The 19904-nt window shown below is 36.5% G+C and carries 22 protein-coding genes; 17 read left to right on the top strand and 5 right to left on the bottom strand.

What is annotated here, in order from left to right; translation table 11 throughout:
* Positions 1–261: 261 nt before the first annotated feature.
* The 4 genes from MHH44_RS11360 to MHH44_RS11345 all read left to right on the top strand — a co-directional run bounded on the left by MHH44_RS11360 (position 262) and on the right by MHH44_RS11345 (position 2520).
* A complete protein-coding gene (locus MHH44_RS11360; protein WP_008403826.1) occupies positions 262–471 on the top strand; it encodes a hypothetical protein in 210 nt (69 codons plus the stop codon).
* A gap of 520 nt (positions 472–991) precedes the next feature.
* The gene (locus MHH44_RS11355) at positions 992–1339 is read left to right on the top strand and encodes a hypothetical protein (protein WP_339261965.1); all 348 of its coding nucleotides are present in this window, start codon (positions 992–994) and stop codon (positions 1337–1339) included.
* 62 nt (positions 1340–1401) lie between these two features.
* Complete coding sequence (locus tag MHH44_RS11350; RefSeq protein WP_340798605.1) at positions 1402–1812, top strand: HIT family protein; 411 nt, start codon at positions 1402–1404, stop codon at positions 1810–1812.
* Positions 1813–1848: 36 nt separating this feature from the next.
* Entirely contained in the window at positions 1849–2520 is a 672-nt protein-coding gene (locus tag MHH44_RS11345) for an AAA family ATPase (RefSeq protein WP_340798604.1), read from the top strand.
* Here MHH44_RS11345 and MHH44_RS11340 read toward each other — a convergent pair.
* A complete protein-coding gene (locus MHH44_RS11340; protein WP_340798603.1) occupies positions 2455–3138 on the bottom strand; it encodes a VOC family protein in 684 nt (227 codons plus the stop codon). The two genes, MHH44_RS11345 and MHH44_RS11340, sit on opposite strands and share 66 nt — an antisense overlap.
* Positions 3139–3318: 180 nt before the next feature.
* Between MHH44_RS11340 and MHH44_RS11335 the strand changes: the two genes are divergently transcribed.
* The 3 genes from MHH44_RS11335 (at position 3319) to MHH44_RS11325 (ending at position 5935) form a co-directional block, all read left to right on the top strand.
* Positions 3319–4197, top strand: a complete 879-nt coding sequence (locus MHH44_RS11335; protein WP_340798602.1) for an AraC family transcriptional regulator — start codon at positions 3319–3321, stop codon at positions 4195–4197.
* Positions 4198–4284: 87 nt separating this feature from the next.
* The gene (locus MHH44_RS11330; protein ID WP_340798601.1) at positions 4285–4416 is read left to right on the top strand and encodes a hypothetical protein; all 132 of its coding nucleotides are present in this window, start codon (positions 4285–4287) and stop codon (positions 4414–4416) included.
* Between the two features lie 499 nt (positions 4417–4915).
* Entirely contained in the window at positions 4916–5935 is a 1020-nt protein-coding gene (locus tag MHH44_RS11325; RefSeq protein WP_340798600.1) for a serine hydrolase domain-containing protein, read from the top strand.
* A 610-nt stretch (positions 5936–6545) separates the two neighbouring features.
* On the opposite strand, the gene MHH44_RS11320 is transcribed toward MHH44_RS11325, so the two are convergent.
* Positions 6546–7493, bottom strand: a complete 948-nt coding sequence (locus MHH44_RS11320) for an EamA family transporter (RefSeq protein ID WP_340798599.1) — start codon at positions 7491–7493, stop codon at positions 6546–6548.
* Positions 7494–7677: 184 nt separating this feature from the next.
* On the opposite strand from MHH44_RS11320, the gene MHH44_RS11315 reads away from it, so the two are divergent.
* Together MHH44_RS11315 and MHH44_RS11310 are read left to right on the top strand one after the other, a co-directional pair.
* A complete protein-coding gene (locus MHH44_RS11315; protein ID WP_340798598.1) occupies positions 7678–8475 on the top strand; it encodes an N-acetylmuramoyl-L-alanine amidase in 798 nt (265 codons plus the stop codon).
* A 68-nt stretch (positions 8476–8543) separates the two neighbouring features.
* Positions 8544–9446 carry a stalk domain-containing protein gene (locus tag MHH44_RS11310; RefSeq protein WP_340798597.1) on the top strand — a complete coding sequence of 301 codons (903 nt, stop codon included), beginning with the start codon at positions 8544–8546 and terminating at the stop codon, positions 9444–9446.
* 89 nt (positions 9447–9535) lie between these two features.
* On the opposite strand, the gene MHH44_RS11305 is transcribed toward MHH44_RS11310, so the two are convergent.
* A complete protein-coding gene (locus tag MHH44_RS11305; protein WP_065215854.1) occupies positions 9536–10786 on the bottom strand; it encodes an MFS transporter in 1251 nt (416 codons plus the stop codon).
* A 231-nt stretch (positions 10787–11017) separates the two neighbouring features.
* On the opposite strand from MHH44_RS11305, the gene MHH44_RS11300 reads away from it, so the two are divergent.
* The gene (locus tag MHH44_RS11300) at positions 11018–11281 is read left to right on the top strand and encodes a YqhV family protein (RefSeq protein ID WP_420820144.1); all 264 of its coding nucleotides are present in this window, start codon (positions 11018–11020) and stop codon (positions 11279–11281) included.
* A 52-nt stretch (positions 11282–11333) separates the two neighbouring features.
* Here MHH44_RS11300 and MHH44_RS11295 read toward each other — a convergent pair whose 3' ends face one another.
* Both MHH44_RS11295 and MHH44_RS11290 read right to left on the bottom strand, forming a co-directional pair.
* Complete coding sequence (locus MHH44_RS11295) at positions 11334–12566, bottom strand: MFS transporter (protein ID WP_340798596.1); 1233 nt, start codon at positions 12564–12566, stop codon at positions 11334–11336.
* Between the two features lie 99 nt (positions 12567–12665).
* Positions 12666–13292 carry a LysE family transporter gene (locus MHH44_RS11290; RefSeq protein ID WP_340798595.1) on the bottom strand — a complete coding sequence of 209 codons (627 nt, stop codon included), beginning with the start codon at positions 13290–13292 and terminating at the stop codon, positions 12666–12668.
* A gap of 233 nt (positions 13293–13525) precedes the next feature.
* Between MHH44_RS11290 and MHH44_RS11285 the strand changes: the two genes are divergently transcribed.
* From MHH44_RS11285 to MHH44_RS11255, 7 genes are all read left to right on the top strand, one after another.
* Complete coding sequence (locus MHH44_RS11285) at positions 13526–13762, top strand: hypothetical protein (RefSeq protein WP_008403808.1); 237 nt, start codon at positions 13526–13528, stop codon at positions 13760–13762.
* Positions 13763–14062: 300 nt separating this feature from the next.
* The gene (locus tag MHH44_RS11280) at positions 14063–15955 is read left to right on the top strand and encodes an N-acetylmuramoyl-L-alanine amidase (protein ID WP_065215855.1); all 1893 of its coding nucleotides are present in this window, start codon (positions 14063–14065) and stop codon (positions 15953–15955) included.
* Between the two features lie 127 nt (positions 15956–16082).
* The gene (locus MHH44_RS11275; protein WP_065215856.1) at positions 16083–16529 is read left to right on the top strand and encodes an aspartate aminotransferase; all 447 of its coding nucleotides are present in this window, start codon (positions 16083–16085) and stop codon (positions 16527–16529) included.
* Between the two features lie 13 nt (positions 16530–16542).
* Complete coding sequence (locus MHH44_RS11270; protein WP_065215857.1) at positions 16543–16986, top strand: GyrI-like domain-containing protein; 444 nt, start codon at positions 16543–16545, stop codon at positions 16984–16986.
* Between the two features lie 23 nt (positions 16987–17009).
* Complete coding sequence (locus MHH44_RS11265) at positions 17010–17420, top strand: VOC family protein (protein WP_065215858.1); 411 nt, start codon at positions 17010–17012, stop codon at positions 17418–17420.
* A 216-nt stretch (positions 17421–17636) separates the two neighbouring features.
* Positions 17637–18539 (top strand): ABC transporter ATP-binding protein, encoded by a 903-nt coding sequence (locus tag MHH44_RS11260; protein WP_340798594.1) that lies wholly within the window; start codon positions 17637–17639, stop codon positions 18537–18539.
* Positions 18523–19764: an ABC transporter permease gene (locus MHH44_RS11255; protein ID WP_238541454.1), complete on the top strand. Its 1242-nt coding sequence runs from the start codon at positions 18523–18525 to the stop codon at positions 19762–19764. Before MHH44_RS11260 ends, MHH44_RS11255 begins: the two co-directional genes overlap by 17 nt.
* Positions 19765–19904: the final 140 nt, after the last annotated feature.

Below are 19904 nucleotides of genomic sequence, written 5' to 3'. Positions count from 1 at the left end.
TATATTCCTCAATGTACATGCGCGATTCTTTAATTACGATAAGCGCTCTGGAATTATAGAGAAAGCCGGATGTAAGTAAACATGGTGGCGGCCTACAAGATTTAATCGGTGATTTTAGTTGGAACATTATTCTCATAATAATAATGCATTTGTTATTTATATAGCATTTTTCACCTAAAAGCGCATTCGTATAACAAGGAATGTGCTTTTATTTTAAGCAAACTTAGAATTCTTTTATAGAAGGATATATAGGTGGTTGAAATGAAAATTTATTGGTTAATAGTTATGTTATTTTTTTTGATTTGGATCGGGATATCACATGAATATCCAGATCCGAGCTGGTGGTCCATCTTTTCAGGGGACCGCTCAACACATACGCCGCTAATAGAGCAGGTGTCATTAATTAAGGTAACGATGATGCTACTCATTTTTGTGGGAGTAGCTTACTTTTTACATCGTTTTAATACTTAATTGTACAAAATGCAGGGGAAGGCGAGATGACTGGCAGCATACAGCTATCACAGTTAACCTATTACACGCAATTACCTTTAAACCTATAAGAACTTTACAATTCAGCATTCAAAAAGTGTTTACACAGTTATTTTAATTCCCTAAAAAATGCCAGATAAATTAAGGGCGTGATTCTATTTTAGTATCACGCCCTTTTTCATTAAAATAAGGGATATTGAAGATAATATTCTTTTAGGCATATTTAAATGAAGGCGCACGGTTCCTTGTTATAATTTCTAATATATTTCATTAACTATTAGGGGGGATTAAAATTACGACCAATTACTCGCCGCGGCTACTTTTATTAGTACTTGCTGGATTAACAATTATCAGTTTACCTTTCGTTAGGCTAATCTTTCCTGTTTTCTATGTCCAAACATTTTTGTATGATTCTTCAGCAATCGTGCTTTTTCCGAATGGTTTAAATTTCAACCTAGTTGTGGCTGCATGTTTATTATTATTTATTGGATTCATTATCCCGTTGATCAAACAAAACAAATTCACATATAGCCTATTAATTGTTTTTATTGCATGCGGGATCTTTGTTTTTTATTTATCGGTTTTAAGCTATACATATATAGGAAAAGAAAAAGTAGTTTCGCATAATTTGTTTGATGGAAAATCGTTTCAATGGACTGAAATCAAGGAAGTAGCGCTTGAATATTATGTCGACGACACGGGTAAATACGAAGAATACAATTTTATATCAAAAGACGGCAATTCTATTCGAATTCCTTTGAACAACCATTTCCTACAGGAAGATAAAAGCGAAATTTATCGAATAGCTAGACAAAACAATGTACTATTTATTGAACAGGAAAAGAATTAAGGCCGACTGTTTATTTAAATGAAAACCGTAAAATAATAATTATTGTCAGGAAGAGAATCTGAATGAAAGATTGTAAATTTTGTAATCTAGAATTAGAACCAACTCAAAAACTTATTTTAAGAAATGAATACTGTATGTTTCTGCAGTTGGAACAGGCACAACAGAAAGGAATTCGTCTTGAAGGTTCTGGCGTCATTATACCAATAGTACATAGAGCAACTCCATTTGACTTAACAGTAGAAGAATGGAATGCAACCTATGCACTTCTTCAAGATGTGAAAAACTACTTGGATGAAATGTATCAACCTCAAGGATATAATCTCGGATGGAATTGTGGAAAAATTGGGGGCCAGCATATATTTCATTCTCATCTTCATGTATTACCAAGGTATGCAGATGAACCGCTTGCAGGTAAAGGCATAAGGTATATGTTTAAAAGTGAAGAGAATAAAAGGGAAACAGTTATTAAATAAGTAATTATGCTAGTGCTTCTATTAAAGGGGTTACAAATGAAAAAATTAGTAATTATTACAGTGGGCAAAACCCATTCTGGAAAAACTACATTTGCACATGCTTTAGAGAAACATTTAGGTAGCTCGATTATAATTGACCAAGATAATCACGCGGGATTTTTAAATACTTTTTATAAAAAACTACTCCCGGTTCAAGGACCTAATACCCTCAAAACTTCTTTATCAAAGCTTATTGTCGATTATGCTAAAGAACATACTGATTTTCATTTTATTATTTCCAATTCGAATCGTAGTAGCAAAGGTCGAAAGTATTTACTAGAGGAAGTGTTCCCATCTGAATTTTTTGTTCGAATATTGGTTCACTTTGATATATCGGATGATGAACTTCATTCCAGAGTAAAACAAAGTCAAAGAAGTACAAATATATTTAGGGGATCAATTTCAAATTTTGAGGAACTGCTTTTTAAACAACAGGCAGAATCTCTAGGCGAAGATATTGTTGATCCAACAGTACATGAGGCCGACCATTTATTTATTATCAAGAATAAAGGCGATATCGATAATGTTATGGGAAATATTGTTCAGATTGCCCAAACGAGCTTGAAGAACCAAGCTCGTTTCCTTAAAAAGATTTCAAGCATTTCATCCACGATTCGAACTCACCAATTCCAGATTTTCATCAATTTTAACCAATACTCCATCCGATAATAATACCTCCATTGGGAAAACTTCAGCATTCTTATTTGAAAAGAACCATGTGCGGCCCTCATTTACGAATAACAGATAGGACGCATCTTTGCGTGCCCCCATAAATGTTAAACCTTCAGCCGCAATTTCTTTATGATCACGTTCAAAAATAGAAACTGCATGTAACGCCGAGACGGATTTTAACTTATCCTTTACAACAATACTCATCTCCGACATCTTTTGGAGGGATGAAGCCGAAAACGGTGCTGTACTTTGTTTTGCATCTGAAAGGCGACAAATAAATTCGACAATATTACCGGCCGGATCTTCAAAATAGATGGACTTTGCATCAATTCCTTCAAAGTAAACTTCATCATCACCCCGATTTTTTGATAAAGTTACTTTTTCTTTTGACCATTTTTTTGCTTCTTCAAATTGATTTGACGGGATAACGAAAGCAAAATGATAAAATGGTATTTCGTTTAAGGAAGCCTCAATGAAAGTGACCGTTGTTTTTCCAACATTCATTGTAAAGCGGTCCGAGTCTTCTGAAATTAGAGGGAATTGGAACTTATTTAAATAAAATTGTTTTGTTGCATCGAAGTTAGACGCATACATCGTAACATGTTTAATATTCATAACATTTTCCTTCTCTCAATCTGTGATAACTTTAAATTATCATGTTTTCGTCATATACGAATCGTTAAATAGACTGAATTTTCCACTGATTTTTATGTTAATATATGGATGATTAACTTTAGCAAGAATTATCAAATAAAATTTCTCTTCATTCGTTATGATAATTTTGAGGTGAGCAAGATGTATTACAGTGAAGTAACCCAAAGAATTATTGCATTTATTGAAAGTAATTTAACTGAAGAAATTCAGTTGGATAGTTTCCCGTCAGTTATTGGATACTCAAAATACCATTTGTTGCGTATTTTTAAGCAGGAGACAGGGAAGTCAATCGGTGAATATATCCGTGAGCGGCGTTTAGCTACTGCTGCAATACTTCTTTTGCAGTCAAATGAATCATTATTAACGATTGCCTTCTTATTTCATTTTCAATCGCAGGAAGCATTTACTAGAGCATTTAAAGAAATTTACTCCTTGCCACCCGGAAAATATCGGAAGCTTATGCAAGCTGTAAGAATGATGGAGGAGGAAAAAGAAATGAATGAAAGTCAAGAGATTAAAGGATGGAGTTTAAGTGGATCTAACCCTGAATTATATGAAGTGACGGTAGATTCAAATGTTTTTCATACAGGTACAAAATCCGGAATGCTCTATTCAAAGGGTGAAGTTAATGCGCAGCACTTCGCTACAATGATGCAAGGTTTCCAAGCACATGACTATAAGGGAAAACGAATAAAGCTTTCATGTTTCCTAAAAACAGATAATGTATTTAAATGTGGGGCTTGGCTTCGGATTGATAATGGCATGGGAGATACGATTCAATTTGATAATATGGACAACCGGTCAATACAGGGAACGTCAGATTGGAACCACTATTCAATCGTATTAGATGTTCCTGAAGATAGTTCTTCCATTTACTTTGGTGTTTTGCTTATTGGGCAAGGGAAGGTTTGGGCGGATGGCTTCCGTTTTGAGGAAGTAACGAAAAAAGTACCGACAACGAATATGCTTGATATCGAACATTTGCCTGAACATCCAAGTAATTTGGATTTTAGTGAGTAATACAAATCAATGACGCATCTCCTGAGTTATGGAAATGCGTTTTTTAACATGAAAAAAGCAAATAATAAATAATAGGGGGATCGCTTAATGAGATACATTTTTGTGCAGGGTTTAGGGCAAAGTTCTTCAAGCTGGGAGAAAACGATTTCTTTCCTGGGAGATAAAGAACAGTTTTCGCACCCGGATGTATTTCAGCTTCTAAATGAAGACTTACAGTAATCTTTATGATGCTTTCTCTGATTACATAGAGCAATTTTCCGAGCCAGTCATACTGATCGGACTTTCTCTGGGTACAGTTCTGGCATTAAATTATGCAACTGACCTCCTAAAAAGTTCAATCCCTAGTATTAATAGCACCACAATACAAAATGCCAAAATTATTATTGAAAATACAAAATCTTATTTTCCGGATTATGCCAGAAGCTCCTTTTCGGAAACTTAGCTCCAGCAAGAATAATTTCATTCAATTAACAACAGCAATAATGATGGAATTAAATTTTAGTAAAGGCTTAAAAGGAATCGAGTGTAATACTCTAGTTAGATGAGAGAGACAGGCCTGCAGCAATTAATTGTTAAAGGCAGTCCTTTTTTATTGCTTAAAAAACTTTGGGGTATGTTAAAATTGAATTGCCAAGTTTTGTTATTCCGAAAACCTCATTCGGAGTAAATTAGTTACCCAGTTTTTATCTATAATCACTCAAAATTAAAGGGGATCAAGATGAAAATGCAATTAATAAATGAAAAAGTAACTGCAATTATGAAAGAGATTGACTTTTCAGGTAATGTTTTAGTAAAACGAAATAATGAATTATTACAGCATTACAATAACGGTTTTTCGAATCGTACACATCATACTTTGAATAATGAGCAAACGCGATTCGGTATCGCTTCCGGGTGCAAAATCTTTACAGCAGTAGCGATATGTCAGCTTGTAGAGAAGGAGCAGCTTACATTTGAATCGAAGTTATCCGATGTTTTGGACATGCCGTTTCCCCATTTCGACGAGGGAATCACTATCCATCATCTGTTAACACATACTGCGGGGATACCGGATTATTTTGACGAAGAAGTAATGAAGGACTTTGCGGATTTATGGGTGAATCAGCCGATGTATCTAATGCGAAACGGCCATAATTTTTTGCCGTTGTTCCAGCATGAACCGATGAAGTTGGCAGTAGGTGAACGCTTTCATTATAATAATGCAGGCTATATACTGCTCGGTCTTATCGTCGAACAGGTGAGCGGCAAGGGCTTTGATGAGTATGTGACGGAACACGTATTCAAGCGTGCAGGTATGGGGCAGTCAGGCTACTTTGAACTGGATGCCCTACCTTCAAATACGGCACTCGGCTATATTGATGAGGAAGACGGTTCTTGGAAATCAAATATTTACTCTGTTCCCGTAAAAGGCGGTGCAGACGGCGGAGCATTTGTCACAGTAGATGATATGCATCGTTTTTGGCAAGCATTGATGAAGTTTGAGCTTTTAAATTCAGAGATGACAAAGCAAATGTTAACGCCATATATTCATACAGATGACGACTATGACCGATTTTACGGCTACGGGGTATGGATTGATAAGCGGGATGATATTATATCAAAATACCATGTGATGGGCTATGACCCGGGCGTGAGCTTCCACTCAGCATTTTATCCGGAAAATGGTGTGACGAGTGTCATTTGTTCAAATAAGAGTGAAGGCGCTTTTGATGTATTCAAGGAACTTGAGAAGCTTTAGAGGGGAAACCAACTAGCATCCACTAGTTGGTTTTTATTATGAGGTTAACATGTTTGGTGAGGGCATTGGTTTTCTAATATCTAGCACTGATCTTCTAATAAATCGTAAAAAGTACTAATATATTGCTGAGCTTCTAATATAATCGATCAATGTTCTAATAAATCATTCCACTGTTCAAATATCCTCCGTAGATTTTCTAATATCACTATCAAAAGTTCCAATATACCAACAGATTGTTCTAATAAACTTTAAAACAACATCTACTTGTCCTCAATCTTGCCAGAAAATTCACCGGAAGTCGTACTCCAAATGTGGGTTTTCTAATATCCAGGCGAATTGTTCTAATAACCCGTTCAAATTTTCTAATATCCGCTGTAATTGTTCTAATAAAATCAAAACGTCATCAACCAACCTCTAATATTTCCCGGAAATTACACCATGTCTTATCACACACCCGGGTTTTCTAACATTCCTATGAACTGTTCTAATATAACCACGATAACATCTAAAACCCGCTTCCGAATTCTGCGGAAGATTTTGTAATTCCGATGAAGCCTTACAAACAAAAAAGCGCCCGCACACTCAATGCAAGCACTTTCATTATCTAACGTCAATTGTCTTCTACTATTGCATCCTCAACTTTATCCAGATTCTCAACCTTCTGCGGATCCGCCTTCAATGCTATATAGATCATCATCACCAAAATCAACGAAGTTCCGAGCCATTGAAATCCACCGAACGGTTCCTTCAGCCATAACACGGTTGCCAAAACAGCAGTTAGCGGTTCAATATTGCCAAGAAGGCTCGTTTCCTTAGCAGTGAGAGTTTGAAGGCTTTCAATGTAAAACCAGAAAGCGAGCATCGTGCCAAAAATAATCACAATTACTAAATAAACTAATGTTGCGCCAGTCAAAACCGATACATCCACATCCCATGGAGGCTGCACAAAACTCATTGTCAATCCGGCAAGCAGCATCGCCCAGCCGACAACGACAAGTGAGTCGAATCGTTTTAAAAGTGGAATGACATAAAGCGTATAAAACGCAAGGGTCACACCGGACAATAACCCCCAAAGAATCGCAGGAAGTGGCACGGCAAACGCGGAAAGTGAACCGTTTGTTAATAAAAAGAAGCTACCGCTAAGAGCTAGCACAATCGTTACTGCATCTTTTTTCGTGAATTTGGATAGGCCACGCACTGTTACCCAAATAATAATCATAACCGGTGCCAAATATTGCAATAATGTTGCTACCGCCGCATTGCCTTCTTTAATCGAGGCCATATATGTGTACTGAACTCCTAGCATTCCTACAATTGCAAAAACGAGTAGGCGGAATGCATCCCGTCTTTCTCGCCAAATCTTGAAAATTTGCCCCTGATCTTTAAATATTGCCTGGGCAATTAAAAGAAGAATCCCAGCAATGATAAGGCGGGTTGATACAAGCCAGCTTACTTCAATGCCAAGAGAAAACAGTTGTTGTGCCATTGTTCCGCCGATTCCCCAGAAAAAACTGCCACTCACAACTAATAAAAATCCAATCATTCGTTTGTTTTTCATGCCTAACCCTCACACATTATGTATAATTACTCCATTGTAACGAATCAGTATTCAAAATGCTATACCGTTTTTTCTGCGATCTATTGCAACATGTAAAGTGAGGTTTTTATATTAATATAATAAAAATCGAAATGTCCCTTTTTCATTCCGCTATTAGACATATAGATTGAAAAGGAGATGAATTATGATGCTAACTATTAGTGCTGGCCATTATGGAAAGGGGACAGGTGCCTCTGGTTACATGGATGAAGGGGTGGAGACTGTTCTGGTTGTGCAGGAGCTCGGGAATAAATTGCAGCAAAAAGGGATTAAGGTCACTACAATTATCGATAAACAATCTAAAAGCCAGAAACAAAACTTAGCGTATTTAGTTAAGCGGCATAACGCAACAGTACGCGAACTCGATGTCAGCATTCACTTTAATTCCGCACGAAGTAAACAGAAAGAAGGAATTGGGACAGAAGTGCTTTATGTGAATCCAACAATTTCACCGTTTGCGGAAAAGATGAGCGCCGAAATCGCGAAAGCGGGGATGTTTAAAAATCGAGGTGCCAAACACCGTACAAATTTGGCATTTTTAAATGGCACAACGAAAAAGGCCATTATCATAGAAATATGCTTTGTCAATTCCGAGCAGGATGCAAAGTTATACCGATCAAATAAAGACCAAATAATTGAAGGAATAGCCGAGACGTTAAGAAGCTATTTCCTGAAAACTTCACTTCAAATGACAACAAAACCTTCAACACTGGTAGCACAACCAAATCTAATAACACGAATGGATGCTCAATCAATCACAAGTAGGGCGTTACAGCAAAAAGTGGAAGAAATTTTTAATGATAAAGAAGCAGTACGTGAGGAACTTAAACAAGGCATTCGATTAGGGGCATTTCAGCCATTGTGGTTGGAAAAATTCAATCGTGGTACATTAACGTTATATGATTATATCGCACTTACAGCATTGCTATATCAAAAAAAATAACTAGAACGTGTAACCTTTTTTCCTTTAAATCGACTAATGTAGTGAAATTACCGAAAGGATGGAATGATATGAAAAAAATTGCACCATTAGCATTATCTGTACTCTTACTCGGAACCGTATCTGCTTATGCTGAGCAGCCAACAACAGAAGGGACTGAGCAAGTGGAAAAAGCAGGTACATTTATCCAGCACAGAGGGAACATTACAGCAGTCGAGCAGCGGGAAAATGCCCAATTATTTACGGTTGGTCAAGATGACAATGTGTTCAACTTCTATGTAGATGACAAAACACTTGTTTTTGATGAACATGGCAATGAAGTTAAACTGAAAATTGGTGATACGATTTCATTATCCATTTATGCAGATCAGCCGATGATCTTAATTTATCCGCCGCAATATGCACCACCAGTCGTCATTGTTGAAAAGGACGATACAGCCAACTCAGTTAAGGTAGCGCAATTTGATGAAAACTTCTTAAGTGACGACGGACAATTAAAGCTGAATTTAAATGAGGAATCAGTCATTATCAACACTAAAGGCGAAAAAGTGCCTGCGAAGGAATTGCAAAACTACAACGCGATTGTATTTTACGGTCCTACAACAAGGAGTATTCCAGCACAGACAGCACCTGAAAAAATTGTTGTGTTCCCTAAACTTGAAGAAGAAGTAGTAAACCCTGAAATCGCACCTGAAATACAGGCGATAATAGGTGAAGACTATAAAGAAGTCGATGGCAAAATCATGGTGCCGTTACGAATGGTTGCAGAAGAGCTTGACTTCAAAGTTGCTTCAACAGGAAATGGCGCAATCATCTCAAAAGGTGCATTGTCTTACACAATTACACGTGGACAGACAAAATATGGCCATAATCGTGCATTAAAACATTTTGACGTTGCACCAGCACTATTGGAAAAGAACAAAACATATGTAGAATATAATTTTGTGAAAGAGTTGCTGAACCACATTAAATAATTTTATGGGCTAAAATTCATTCCTTACGTGAATTTTAGTCTTTTTTTGCATGAAAAAGGTGCTTTGAATTTAAATCAAAGCACCCTATTTTAGTTGACCGAACGAGGCTGTTTCTTTATTAGAATTACAAATAAACTTGCCATTACGCAGCAAACGCCGGCCATAAAAAATGCCCAAGTATATGTATTAAAATAGGAATAAAGCATACCTCCACCATAGGCAGCAGTTGCAGCACCTACTTGGTGGGAAGCAAAAATCCATCCGTAAATAATTGCGCTTTTATGTACTCCAAAAATTTGTCTTGAAAGATTGATGGTCGGCGGTACCGTTGCCACCCAATCCAACCCGTAAAACACAGAAAAAACAAGAATCCAAGTCAGATTGCCCTCCATTAACGCAAAAGGCAGCAAGACAAGTGAAGCGCCTCTAAATAGATAATACCAAAACAGAAGCCAGCGATTATCAATACGATCGGAAAGCCAACCGGAAAGTGTCGTTCCTACCATATTAAAAACACCCATAAAAGAGAGCAAGGAAGCCGCAGTCACGATAGGGATTCCGAAACTAATGCAATAGGAAATAAAATGTGTCCCAACAAGCCCGTTTGTTGAAAAGCCACAGAAAAAGAAACTCCCTGCCAATAACCAAAATTCTTTAGCGCGTATAGCATCAGCTAACCCTTTAAATGCAATTACAATTGGATTGCCTTTTGATTGGTCGTGCACGACCTCTATATCCTCTGTCTGTCCATATGGAAGGATACCGATTTCTTTAGGTGTGTTTCTCATGAATAAGAAGATGATGAAAAACATTACTACGCTAATCGTTATAATTAAACCAACTGCCCAACGCCACGAGTAATTTTCGATAATAGTGGCTAAGACAGGGAGCAGTATTAACTGACCCATTGCAGTACTCGCGGTTAAAATCCCTGTCGCAAGTCCTCTTTTTTCTTTAAACCAATGATTCGCTACATATGGACTTAAAACGGTTAAAAACAGACTGGAACCAAGTCCGATAATAGCGCCCCAAATAATGATCAATTGCCATGATTGATTCATGAGGAAAATTAAAAGAAGGCCAATCAGTAATGTCCCCATAGAAGCAAGCATCATTTTCTTTAGTCCGAATTTCTGGAGTAATGCAGCCATGAACGGACCTGCAAATCCGTAGAAAAATAAACTGATTCCAAAGGCTAGGGAAATCACCTGACGATTCCAGCCAAACTCTTGTTCAAATGGAGTTAAGAAAACTCCGGATGATGCCATCGCTATTCCGGCGGCAATTATGGAGCAAAAAGATATAGCGAGAATAATCCAGCTATAGTGTATTTTTTTCAACTAAACACCGCCTTCATTTACTATATTTTAATTTTAAATAGAAATAGTTCGTATGTAAATTGAATTTAATTATATTTTCAAAATAGTTTTAAAAATTAGCCTATACTTGGGTTTTATAGATCCACCATTATCTTAGATATTATAGAATTGGGAAAAGTGTCTGTATAAATATATTTCTAGGGTTAGTTGCATATGTTAGGTAACAATACTAGCAAGGATGTGTTTACATTTATGGATAAAGCACTCATTATTATCATTGCTTTAAGAATTATGTCCGGAAGTATAGAGTTAACGGCTGCTGCATTAATGTTTAAATTCAATGATTTAGAAAAAGCTTTTTATATTAATACGCTACTTGCCCTAGTCGGACCGGTCGTCTTAATTGTGACAACAGCACTAGCATTGCTTGGACTTGCAGAAAAAATTTCTCTTACACGTATAATTTGTCTTTTCTGTGGGATTTCCCTAATTCTGTTTAGTTTAAAATCCGCATGAAAATATCCCATAAAAAAGGACCTATACAGCTGTTGCTGTTAGGTCCATATTTTTATGCTGGTTCTTTTGATTTTCCGATTTCATCAACTTTAATGAACTTGAAGACAAACAATAAAAGAATTAATCCTAATATTCCTGCAGTGATATAGCTAATATTGAGATAGTTTTTCATGACGAGTGACATAATAGGCGGACCTGCTGCAACACCGATAAATCTGGCAGAGCTATAAAATGAAGAAACAGTACCGCGTAATTCTTTTCTTATATTATCTGTAATAATGGTGTCTAGAGCAGGCAATAATGCGCCAATAGCTATTCTCACGATACTTGTTACAATCAACAGGAGGATTAGTTTTTTGCTTGTGTATCCAACAAAGACAATGCTGATAGACATTGCAATCAAAGAGACCACTATAATTTTCTTTATTCTTGATAAATCTCCTTTAATTTTCCGACCGGAAATATAGGAGGAAATGCAAAGCAGTAAAAGTGGGATAGCCAGTACAAAACCTTTCTTAATCCCTTTAATATCATGAACTTTTTCCAGGTTTTCTGATAAGAAAAATAACATACTGAATAATATAAGCATAACAAGGACTCCATTAAGGAATACCGTATACAACCATCTTCCTTCATCCTTGAAAACTTCTTTCGTATTACGTAAAAATTGCTTGAATTTTAAAGGTTCATCCTTATCTTTAGGTACTTTTACAAAGAAAAATATAAGTGCAATGGAAATTAGGCTGAGTGCAGAGATAGAAAAGAAGGGAAGAAACCATAAAATAGCAGCAAATACTGAGCCTAATATAGGACTCAACACTTTTCCGAACGTATTAGAAGTTTCTATTATCCCTAAAGTTGAGCTGATTTTCTCATCATCATCTTGATAGAGGTCACCTACAAGAGGCAAAACGATTGGCATGGCTCCAGCTGCACCAATACCTTGAATAATTCTGCCTATAATAATCATTGTGTACGGGTCATCCATCTTCCATGAAGCGAACCCGGCAATCAGACCTCCGATTAAAGCTAATATTAGACTCGGTAATATTACGACTTTTCGGCCAAAGCGATCTGATAAATAGCCTGCTACCGGAATGAGAAAAATGGCTGCGACTGAATAGCTTGTAATAATCATACTCGACTGAAATGATGTGATCCCGACTTTGTCTTCTAATATGGGGAGCACTGGAATAAGCATTGAATTTCCTAAAGTCATGATGAGCGGGATAGAAGTCAAACTTACAATACACCATATACTTACATGATCCTTATTTTTATCCATTACCACACCTCGACTAATTTTGTTTTTCTATTTATTAAGGTATGGTTTCCTTTCGTGTTCATTTTATACACTCGGCTATTTGTATAAATTAACTACAATTTAGAATAACAATTGAAAAGCATGCATTCCAAAGTAGATGCCAAATCCGATCATAAATATAGATGAAATAACGGTTACAGTTTTCAACAGATTAATGGATAATAACTTACGGGCAATACTGGATAAGGATGAATAAAGAAAATCTACGAAAATAATGCCAAGTAAAATGGCTCCACTAATTAGTATGATGTCTAATCCTGTAGCGATTCCTGCTGTTTTCGCGAGGATAGAACCATAAATTCCTAGCCAAAAGAGAATTGTTATTGGATTTAGCAATGACATTAACAATCCAGCTAATAACGAATGTCTTAATCTAACTATTTTGCCGGTTTTAGAGTTCATTTCAATTTTATGTAGAGTGAGTAAACTTTCTATCCCTGTATACAAAAGAACAAAGCACCCAAAAGACCATAGTATTGTTTGCAATAATAAAGAATCAATAAATTTCCCAACTCCAAAATAAACGACGAACATGTACACAATATCAGTAGTTAAGGCACCAAGACTAAAAAACCAGGCATGGAAAAAACCGTTCTTTAAACCTGTATTTAATAGGACGTTCTTAACAGGTCCGAATGTAGCGGCCATAGTTATGCCTAAAAAAATATAGGTAAAAATTGAATTCATGAATTATCCCCCGTTAATTACATATTTGTGCATTTTATTCGGAAGTAAGGATTTTTAGGACTAGTAATAGGCAAAGCTGTTTATTTATTTTGGAGGGCACTGTAATTAAGGGGGAAGGATGCATCTTTGTTTATTATCTTTAATTTGAACTGGATCCCAATAGATTATTAAATGCATTTATTGTTATAATTTTAAAGTAATGAAGAAATTAAAATCATAGGGAGGCACTCATTATGCAATTGGATAAAAATATGCAGGAAATGTTTTCAAACTTTATTTTACAACGTGTAAAAGAGGATAAGGTGGAGGAAGCAAAAGCATTACTAGCTGAAAACTTTAAAAAGCAAGATGAAGGTACTTTTACAAAAGATGATATCGAACAGTTTGTTCCGAAGATGATGGACTATTTAAAACCGGAAAAAATAGAAGAGATTCGAGCAATCGCAAAACAGTTTTCAATCAATTTCTAAAAAATAATGACAAATTCATAAAAAATTTATAGATTTAAAAAGGATCCGTTTGTTCGAAATATTACGAACTGGATTCTTTTTTTGTCCTATAAAAAACACCGACAATTCGCTCTATTACAACAATGCTAAATAGATTATTTACCCTTTACTTCTACCTTACAAACCTAAATTATTATACTGTGTAATCTTTTTGTAACTAGACTGTAACAAGATTTTGACATTAAATATGGATTTACCTCTATTTTTTTCCGGTTTTGTACTATACAATGAGGGGGACAGCTTATGAAAGGATAGGGAACAATGAATCAAAAATTGATTACATTGGTTGTTGCAATCTTCCTCGTTTGTACACTAGCTGTTACACCGACATCAGCTAAAGTAGTATTTGCAGATGTTGCGACAACCGATGCCACTTACGATGAGATCCAGTATTTAATTAGCCTAGGGGCGATTAAAGGATATCAGGAAAAGGGCAAAACGTACTACAAACCCAACATGAGTGTGACGCGTGCACAAGCTGCGAAAATGGCGGTTATTGCTGCAGGTAAAAGTCCACTAAAAGTAAGTAATTCCTCGTACACTGATGTTAAAGTCGGGACTGAACAATCGACATACATCGAACGTGCACGTCAACTTGGATTATTTACTAAAACATCAGGGAAATTTTCTCCTAATGCCACTTTGTCTCGTGAAGAAATGAGTCACGTTTTATCCATCGCATTTAATTTAAATGTAAGTGACTATAAAGATTTACCGGTGTACTTCCCAGATGTATCGAGTTCGAATACATATGCTCCGTATATTAAAGCAATCTACTATAATGGGATTACAAAAGGTAGTGACGGCAAATATATGCCGAAGGGCTCGGTTACACGAGCACAGTTTGCATCATTTATTGCGCGAGCAAAAAGCGATGAATTCCGACTAGCCTTACCCGAACACCTTGATTCAGTTGATCCGACACAAGTAATTGGTCTTGTATCAGTAACAACAGATGGCTTAAATGTTCGTACAAAGCCGACAACATCAAGTGCAGTGATTGGCAGAGTAAATACGGGTGGTAAGTTATCGGTGTATGCTGTTGAAGGTAATTGGTTAAAAGTTTCTTATCAAGGTTATTACGGTTATATCAGTAAATCATATGCCAAATTCCTTGAACAAGACGGCAGTGCCATTGGACCATCAATTAAAGCTGTCAAGACAAATACAATTATAAATCTGTATTACAAACCGACATCGTCATCGAAAAAAATTAAACAAATTTCAGCAGGGTCAACATTGTCAGTCTATAAAGAAATTGACGGTTATTATTTAACAACTGTAGGTGGAATTCCAGGCTATATTGTAAAAAATAGCACAACGGATGTTGGTGGTTCAAGTGTGAATCCGCCACCATCAGAAACGGATTCCGACAATAACGATCCTGTCGTTACATCCGGCACAACAGGTAAGGTAACGGTTGCAAGTTTAAACATGCGCAAATCGGCTTCAGGATCATCAGCGACAATTAAAAAGTTATCAAAAGGATCAGTAATTGCGGTTCATTCAATTGATGGCTATTGGGCAAAAGTGACAGCGGGCAAAGATACAGGATATGTGCACAAATCGTATATTAAACTAGTAAACGAAAAAGGCAGCCCTATCAAAGACCGTATTATTATTTTAGACCCAGGGCACGGTGGGAAAGATCCAGGTGCTGTGAACTCAGGTAGTACGGAAAAAGCGATCGTTTTAAAAGTAGGTAATCTTGTCAAACAAAAACTTGAAGCAAACGGCGCAAAAGTATTTACTACACGTTCAGGAGATACGTATCCATCCCTTCAGGAACGCGTGAAATTTACAAAGGACAAGTTCGGTGAAGTTTATGTAAGCATTCACGTAAATTCAGCGACATCTACAAGTGCGAAAGGTACGGAAACGTATTACAGCATTACAACAGGTGACCAGTATGAAGAGGATAAAAAGCTTGCGACGTATATCAATAATGAAATCGTCAAAAATGCGGATATGAAAAACCGAGGGGTAAAAGAAGCACAGTATTATGTGACACGCAATATGATCATTCCTTCTGTATTAGTCGAACTTGGGTTCATCTCAAATGCAGAAGACCGTAAAAAATTAATCAATGACAAGTATGTAGAAATCTATGCACAATCTATTTATAACGGGATTGTTGATTACTACAGAAAATAAAATACGCTGTTCAATGGCTTAGTTCTTTCACAAGGACTAAGCCATTTTTTCTTACTCAAATTAATATTTATAATCTAGAAAAATATGGTAAAATTATTTAAAATAAAATTGTTTGGAGGAGGATGAAATGAAGCAGTCGATAAAAATAATCCTGTCAATCGCTATTGTTTTAGGTATTTATTATATATGGAATCAATATGAAATGTACCAGATTTCTAAAGAGTTGAATGAAGTGAGTTTTGTGGATAGCAGAGATTTAACAAAGGTCACAGTTGCTAAATATCCATCAAATGATTCTTCTGTTTCTTATAATATGGATGAAGTAAAAGAGCTTTACCGCCTGCTTGAAACGATGCCAACCGAGTCGGTACGTAAAGGAAAAGAAACAACTTCTAACTATCAAATTAAATTCTCTGATCAAGCACTTATGAAATCGATCACTTATACGATTTACGACAACGATATTGTAAAGCGGGAACAAGATGCAACAGCAGTCATGACAAGCGGCTATCTAAAATTGAAAGAACCATTTGATCGTACATTGCTGGAAGAGTGGATTAAAAAATATGAATAGAGCGGTGATGTAAATGACGTTCAAAATGATAAAAAAAGAGTTCAAGTTGGTTGGCTTAAAGGGTAGTGGGGAGTATCAAAACTTTGGAAGTGAAGTACCATTGCTTGCAAAACGGTTATTAAGCCGTTCTGATGAGATCGACTACCAGATTGAAAGTGAAATCGCATTGTTTGAACCTAAAAAGAGTGACGAACATAAAACGGGCAATTTCTTTGTAGGACTAATCGTTCGCGGGAAAGTGAATAAAATCCCGGCAGGAATGGATTATTTAGAGACGAATAACCATTATATTACGACAAGAGGGAACATAATGGAGCTGGAAAAACTTCATGAAAATTTGCTGAATTGGGGAACAGTGCAAGGTTATAAAAGAGATCTTGATTCTTATATTATCGAAACATATCATCCTGTTAGTGAAGGGGAAGAAGTTGAAATCTACTTACCAATCATTGCTTAGAACTGGACTCGGGGGGGACAAAAATGGGTGGAAAATTAGTGAGAGTCGGAACAACTTACATACCGGTAGCGGATGTGGAACGATCTTCTGAATGGTATGTGAAAAACTTGGAAGCGACTTTAAATTATAAAGACAAAAATAAAGCCATTTTAAACTTTGCAAATCAAAGTTTCTTTCTAGTACATTCAAAGGAGAATGAAAGTGCCAATTTTATAGACAAATACGGAAAGGAGTGTTTCTCAATTACATTCGAAGTTGATGGATTCCAGGCGTTAGAGGCATTGCATCATGATTTTAAGCAAATCGGAGTAAAAGTCGGTGAAATTGAAAATCGGGGACATGCTGGAAAGAATTTCATTTTTTATGATTTGGACGGAAATCAATTCGATGTTTGGAGTGAACTGAGCCCTGCTTTTAAAGGAAAATTAATTTAACGCCTTAACGAAACTTAGTAAGGGTGTATTTCTTGCTAAGTTTTTTCATAATAATGAATCTTTTCTTCGTCTGTTTCGTACATAAACATAGTGGCGGATGAAATTGATTAGTATTTTTATAAGCAGTGCACATACATAAATTTTTTAATTATTCAATAATTGTAATAATTACTATATAATGGAATTCGCTAGTTCTTAAAAACAGGAGGTACGCTCATGGTGTTACAACTGAAAGATGTGACGAAACGCTATCGTGATTTTGTTGCAGTAAATCGATTGAACTTTACAATTGAAAAAGGTGAAATATTCGGTTTGATCGGGCAAAATGGTGCAGGAAAAACGACTACATTCCGAATGATTCTGGATTTACAGGATACAACAGAAGGTACGATTACATGGGATGGGCAGCCAATCAAATCGGTAAGCCGTGACTTTTTAGGCTATTTACCGGAGGAGCGCGGTATTTTCCCTCAAATGAAAGTGGAAGAGCAACTTTACTTTTTCGGCGAGCTGCACGGTATGGATAAAAACGAGCTGAAAAAAGATATCGACTTTTGGATTGAGCGCTTTGATCTGGAAGAAAAACGACATGTGAAAGCCGAGACGTTATCAAAAGGGAATAAGCAAAAGGTCCAATTAATCGCCAGCTTTATTCATAAACCGGCGTTTTTAATTCTTGATGAACCGTTTAGTGGACTGGACCCGGTAAACATGGAGCTGCTGAAAAATGCAATCCTGTATTTGCGCGACCAAGGAATGACGATTTTATTCTCGAGTCACCAAATGGATAATGTCGAGGAGCTATGTGACCATTTATGTCTACTAAAGCGCGGTGAATCCCTATTTTCAGGCTCGCTGCTTGATCTGAAAAAGCAGTACGGTAAAACAAAACTGACGATACGTACAGATAAATCCTTTGAAGAGTTAAGTAAGTATCCAGGTGTGAATCATGTCAAACTGGAACGGGACTCACAGGCAGTACTGACACTTGAAGACGAATCATATGCACCGGAAATTTTCGAACTGCTTTCAAACGGCAATTATATCGAAAAGTTCAGTTTAGATTATTTATCGCTGCATGAGATTTTCAAAGAGAAAGTAGGTGCCGGTCTTGTCTAAATTTAATGTGCTTATTAAAAAATTATATAAACAAAAAATCACATCAAAATCCTTTATTTTAACAACATTGCTTTATTTAGTAGTGCTAAGCGGTTTTATGTTCTGGTCGGAAATTAAAGACCTCATTTTCTCTGGGGATGCGGATACAATCGCAGTTATCAATGAAACTGATTTTGATATAGCGCAAGTACTGCAAGATTCAGATGATGTGGAATATGTCTATGTTGAAGCGGGTGATGTCAAAGATAAATTGAAGGATGGAGACTATTACGCGGCCTTTACATTATCGGATGCAGATGGCAAGCTGGCGGCAAAAATTGAATCATTTGATCCGCTTCCGCTTAATGATCAGCAAGATTTCCAAAGTTCATTAAGTCAGGCGGGTCAGCTGTATGCGATGAGTCAGATGGAATTATCACCGGAGCAGCAACAGTTATTATTGTCGTCAGAGCCTGTCATTACATTAAATTCACTGAATGAAGCTGCAGATGACGGTAAATCCGCTGAAGAAAAAATGGCGGGCGTTTGGGTTTCGTATGCGATTGGAATTATCATTTATGTTTTTGTCGCATCATATTTATCAATGATTACAACAGATGTTGCTTCGGAAAAAGGATCACGTGCATTGGAAATGTTATTAGTCAGCGTGAAGCCAGAAGTGCATTTCCGTTCAAAAATTGTCGGAGTATTTTTAGTTGCACTTACACAATTCGTCATACTTTTCGGCGGACTTTTATTACTGCTTCGCTTCTCAGATGGCGGAAACAAATGGTCAATTGTTACGGATCTGCTTGATTCACTATCGATAAGCTACTTCCTATATATAGTCGGTTTCTTATTCTTAACGATTTTCATGTATTTAATAATCGGCGCATTATTCGGTTCCCTAGTGTCGAAAGTAGAAGAAGCAGGGCAAGTAATGATGCCGGCAATGATGCTGACACTCGTTGGATTCTACGTTATGCTGACAGGTATGGGTAATCCGGATACTATGCTGATCAAAGTATTCTCATACATTCCATTTACTTCAGGAATGGTCATGCCGATGCGTTTAGGTGCAACAGATATGAACGCTATTGAACCAATCATTAGCTTCGTTATTTTAGTTGGAACAGTATTGACACTATACTTCCTGAGTCTGTCATTCTATAAACGAAGTGTACTGACATATTCATCAGGCGGTATTATAGAAAAAATGAAAACCGTATTTAAAGTAACAACGTAACTTTTAAAATATGCTCCTCATTATATGGACAGAAAACCTGTTCATCTTAATGGGGAGTTTTTTCTAATATTTGCTAATAGAAGAGATTAGTGACAGAATAACGGTGAAGTAATGGTTGAACGACAGGTACTCTTATTCCG

The organism is Solibacillus sp. FSL K6-1126, assembly GCF_038003445.1.
GTDB classification, from domain to species: domain Bacteria; phylum Bacillota; class Bacilli; order Bacillales_A; family Planococcaceae; genus Solibacillus; species Solibacillus silvestris.
Note: the sequence above shows the minus strand (reverse complement) of the source record. Positions and strands in the feature narration are given on the sequence as shown.

Bases quoted from the DNA above. Each gene is read 5' to 3' on its own strand.
- MHH44_RS11265 (WP_065215858.1), top strand. From the start codon at position 17,010: ATGGGTGGAAAATTAGTGAGAGTCGGAACAACTTACATACCGGTAGCG.
- MHH44_RS11325 (WP_340798600.1), top strand. From the start codon at position 4,916: ATGAAAATGCAATTAATAAATGAAAAAGTAACTGCAATTATGAAAGAG.
- MHH44_RS11335 (WP_340798602.1), top strand. From the start codon at position 3,319: ATGTATTACAGTGAAGTAACCCAAAGAATTATTGCATTTATTGAAAGT.
- MHH44_RS11290 (WP_340798595.1), bottom strand. From the start codon at position 13,292: ATGAATTCAATTTTTACCTATATTTTTTTAGGCATAACTATGGCCGCT.
- MHH44_RS11345 (WP_340798604.1), top strand. From the start codon at position 1,849: ATGAAAAAATTAGTAATTATTACAGTGGGCAAAACCCATTCTGGAAAA.
- MHH44_RS11360 (WP_008403826.1), top strand. From the start codon at position 262: ATGAAAATTTATTGGTTAATAGTTATGTTATTTTTTTTGATTTGGATC.
- MHH44_RS11350 (WP_340798605.1), top strand. From the start codon at position 1,402: ATGAAAGATTGTAAATTTTGTAATCTAGAATTAGAACCAACTCAAAAA.
- MHH44_RS11320 (WP_340798599.1), bottom strand. From the start codon at position 7,493: ATGAAAAACAAACGAATGATTGGATTTTTATTAGTTGTGAGTGGCAGT.
- MHH44_RS11300 (WP_420820144.1), top strand. From the start codon at position 11,018: ATGGATAAAGCACTCATTATTATCATTGCTTTAAGAATTATGTCCGGA.
- MHH44_RS11330 (WP_340798601.1), top strand. From the start codon at position 4,285: ATGAGATACATTTTTGTGCAGGGTTTAGGGCAAAGTTCTTCAAGCTGG.
- MHH44_RS11275 (WP_065215856.1), top strand. From the start codon at position 16,083: ATGAAGCAGTCGATAAAAATAATCCTGTCAATCGCTATTGTTTTAGGT.
- MHH44_RS11315 (WP_340798598.1), top strand. From the start codon at position 7,678: ATGATGCTAACTATTAGTGCTGGCCATTATGGAAAGGGGACAGGTGCC.
- MHH44_RS11280 (WP_065215855.1), top strand. From the start codon at position 14,063: ATGAATCAAAAATTGATTACATTGGTTGTTGCAATCTTCCTCGTTTGT.
- MHH44_RS11310 (WP_340798597.1), top strand. From the start codon at position 8,544: ATGAAAAAAATTGCACCATTAGCATTATCTGTACTCTTACTCGGAACC.
- MHH44_RS11295 (WP_340798596.1), bottom strand. From the start codon at position 12,566: ATGGATAAAAATAAGGATCATGTAAGTATATGGTGTATTGTAAGTTTG.
- MHH44_RS11285 (WP_008403808.1), top strand. From the start codon at position 13,526: ATGCAATTGGATAAAAATATGCAGGAAATGTTTTCAAACTTTATTTTA.
- MHH44_RS11270 (WP_065215857.1), top strand. From the start codon at position 16,543: ATGACGTTCAAAATGATAAAAAAAGAGTTCAAGTTGGTTGGCTTAAAG.
- MHH44_RS11260 (WP_340798594.1), top strand. From the start codon at position 17,637: ATGGTGTTACAACTGAAAGATGTGACGAAACGCTATCGTGATTTTGTT.
- MHH44_RS11340 (WP_340798603.1), bottom strand. From the start codon at position 3,138: ATGAATATTAAACATGTTACGATGTATGCGTCTAACTTCGATGCAACA.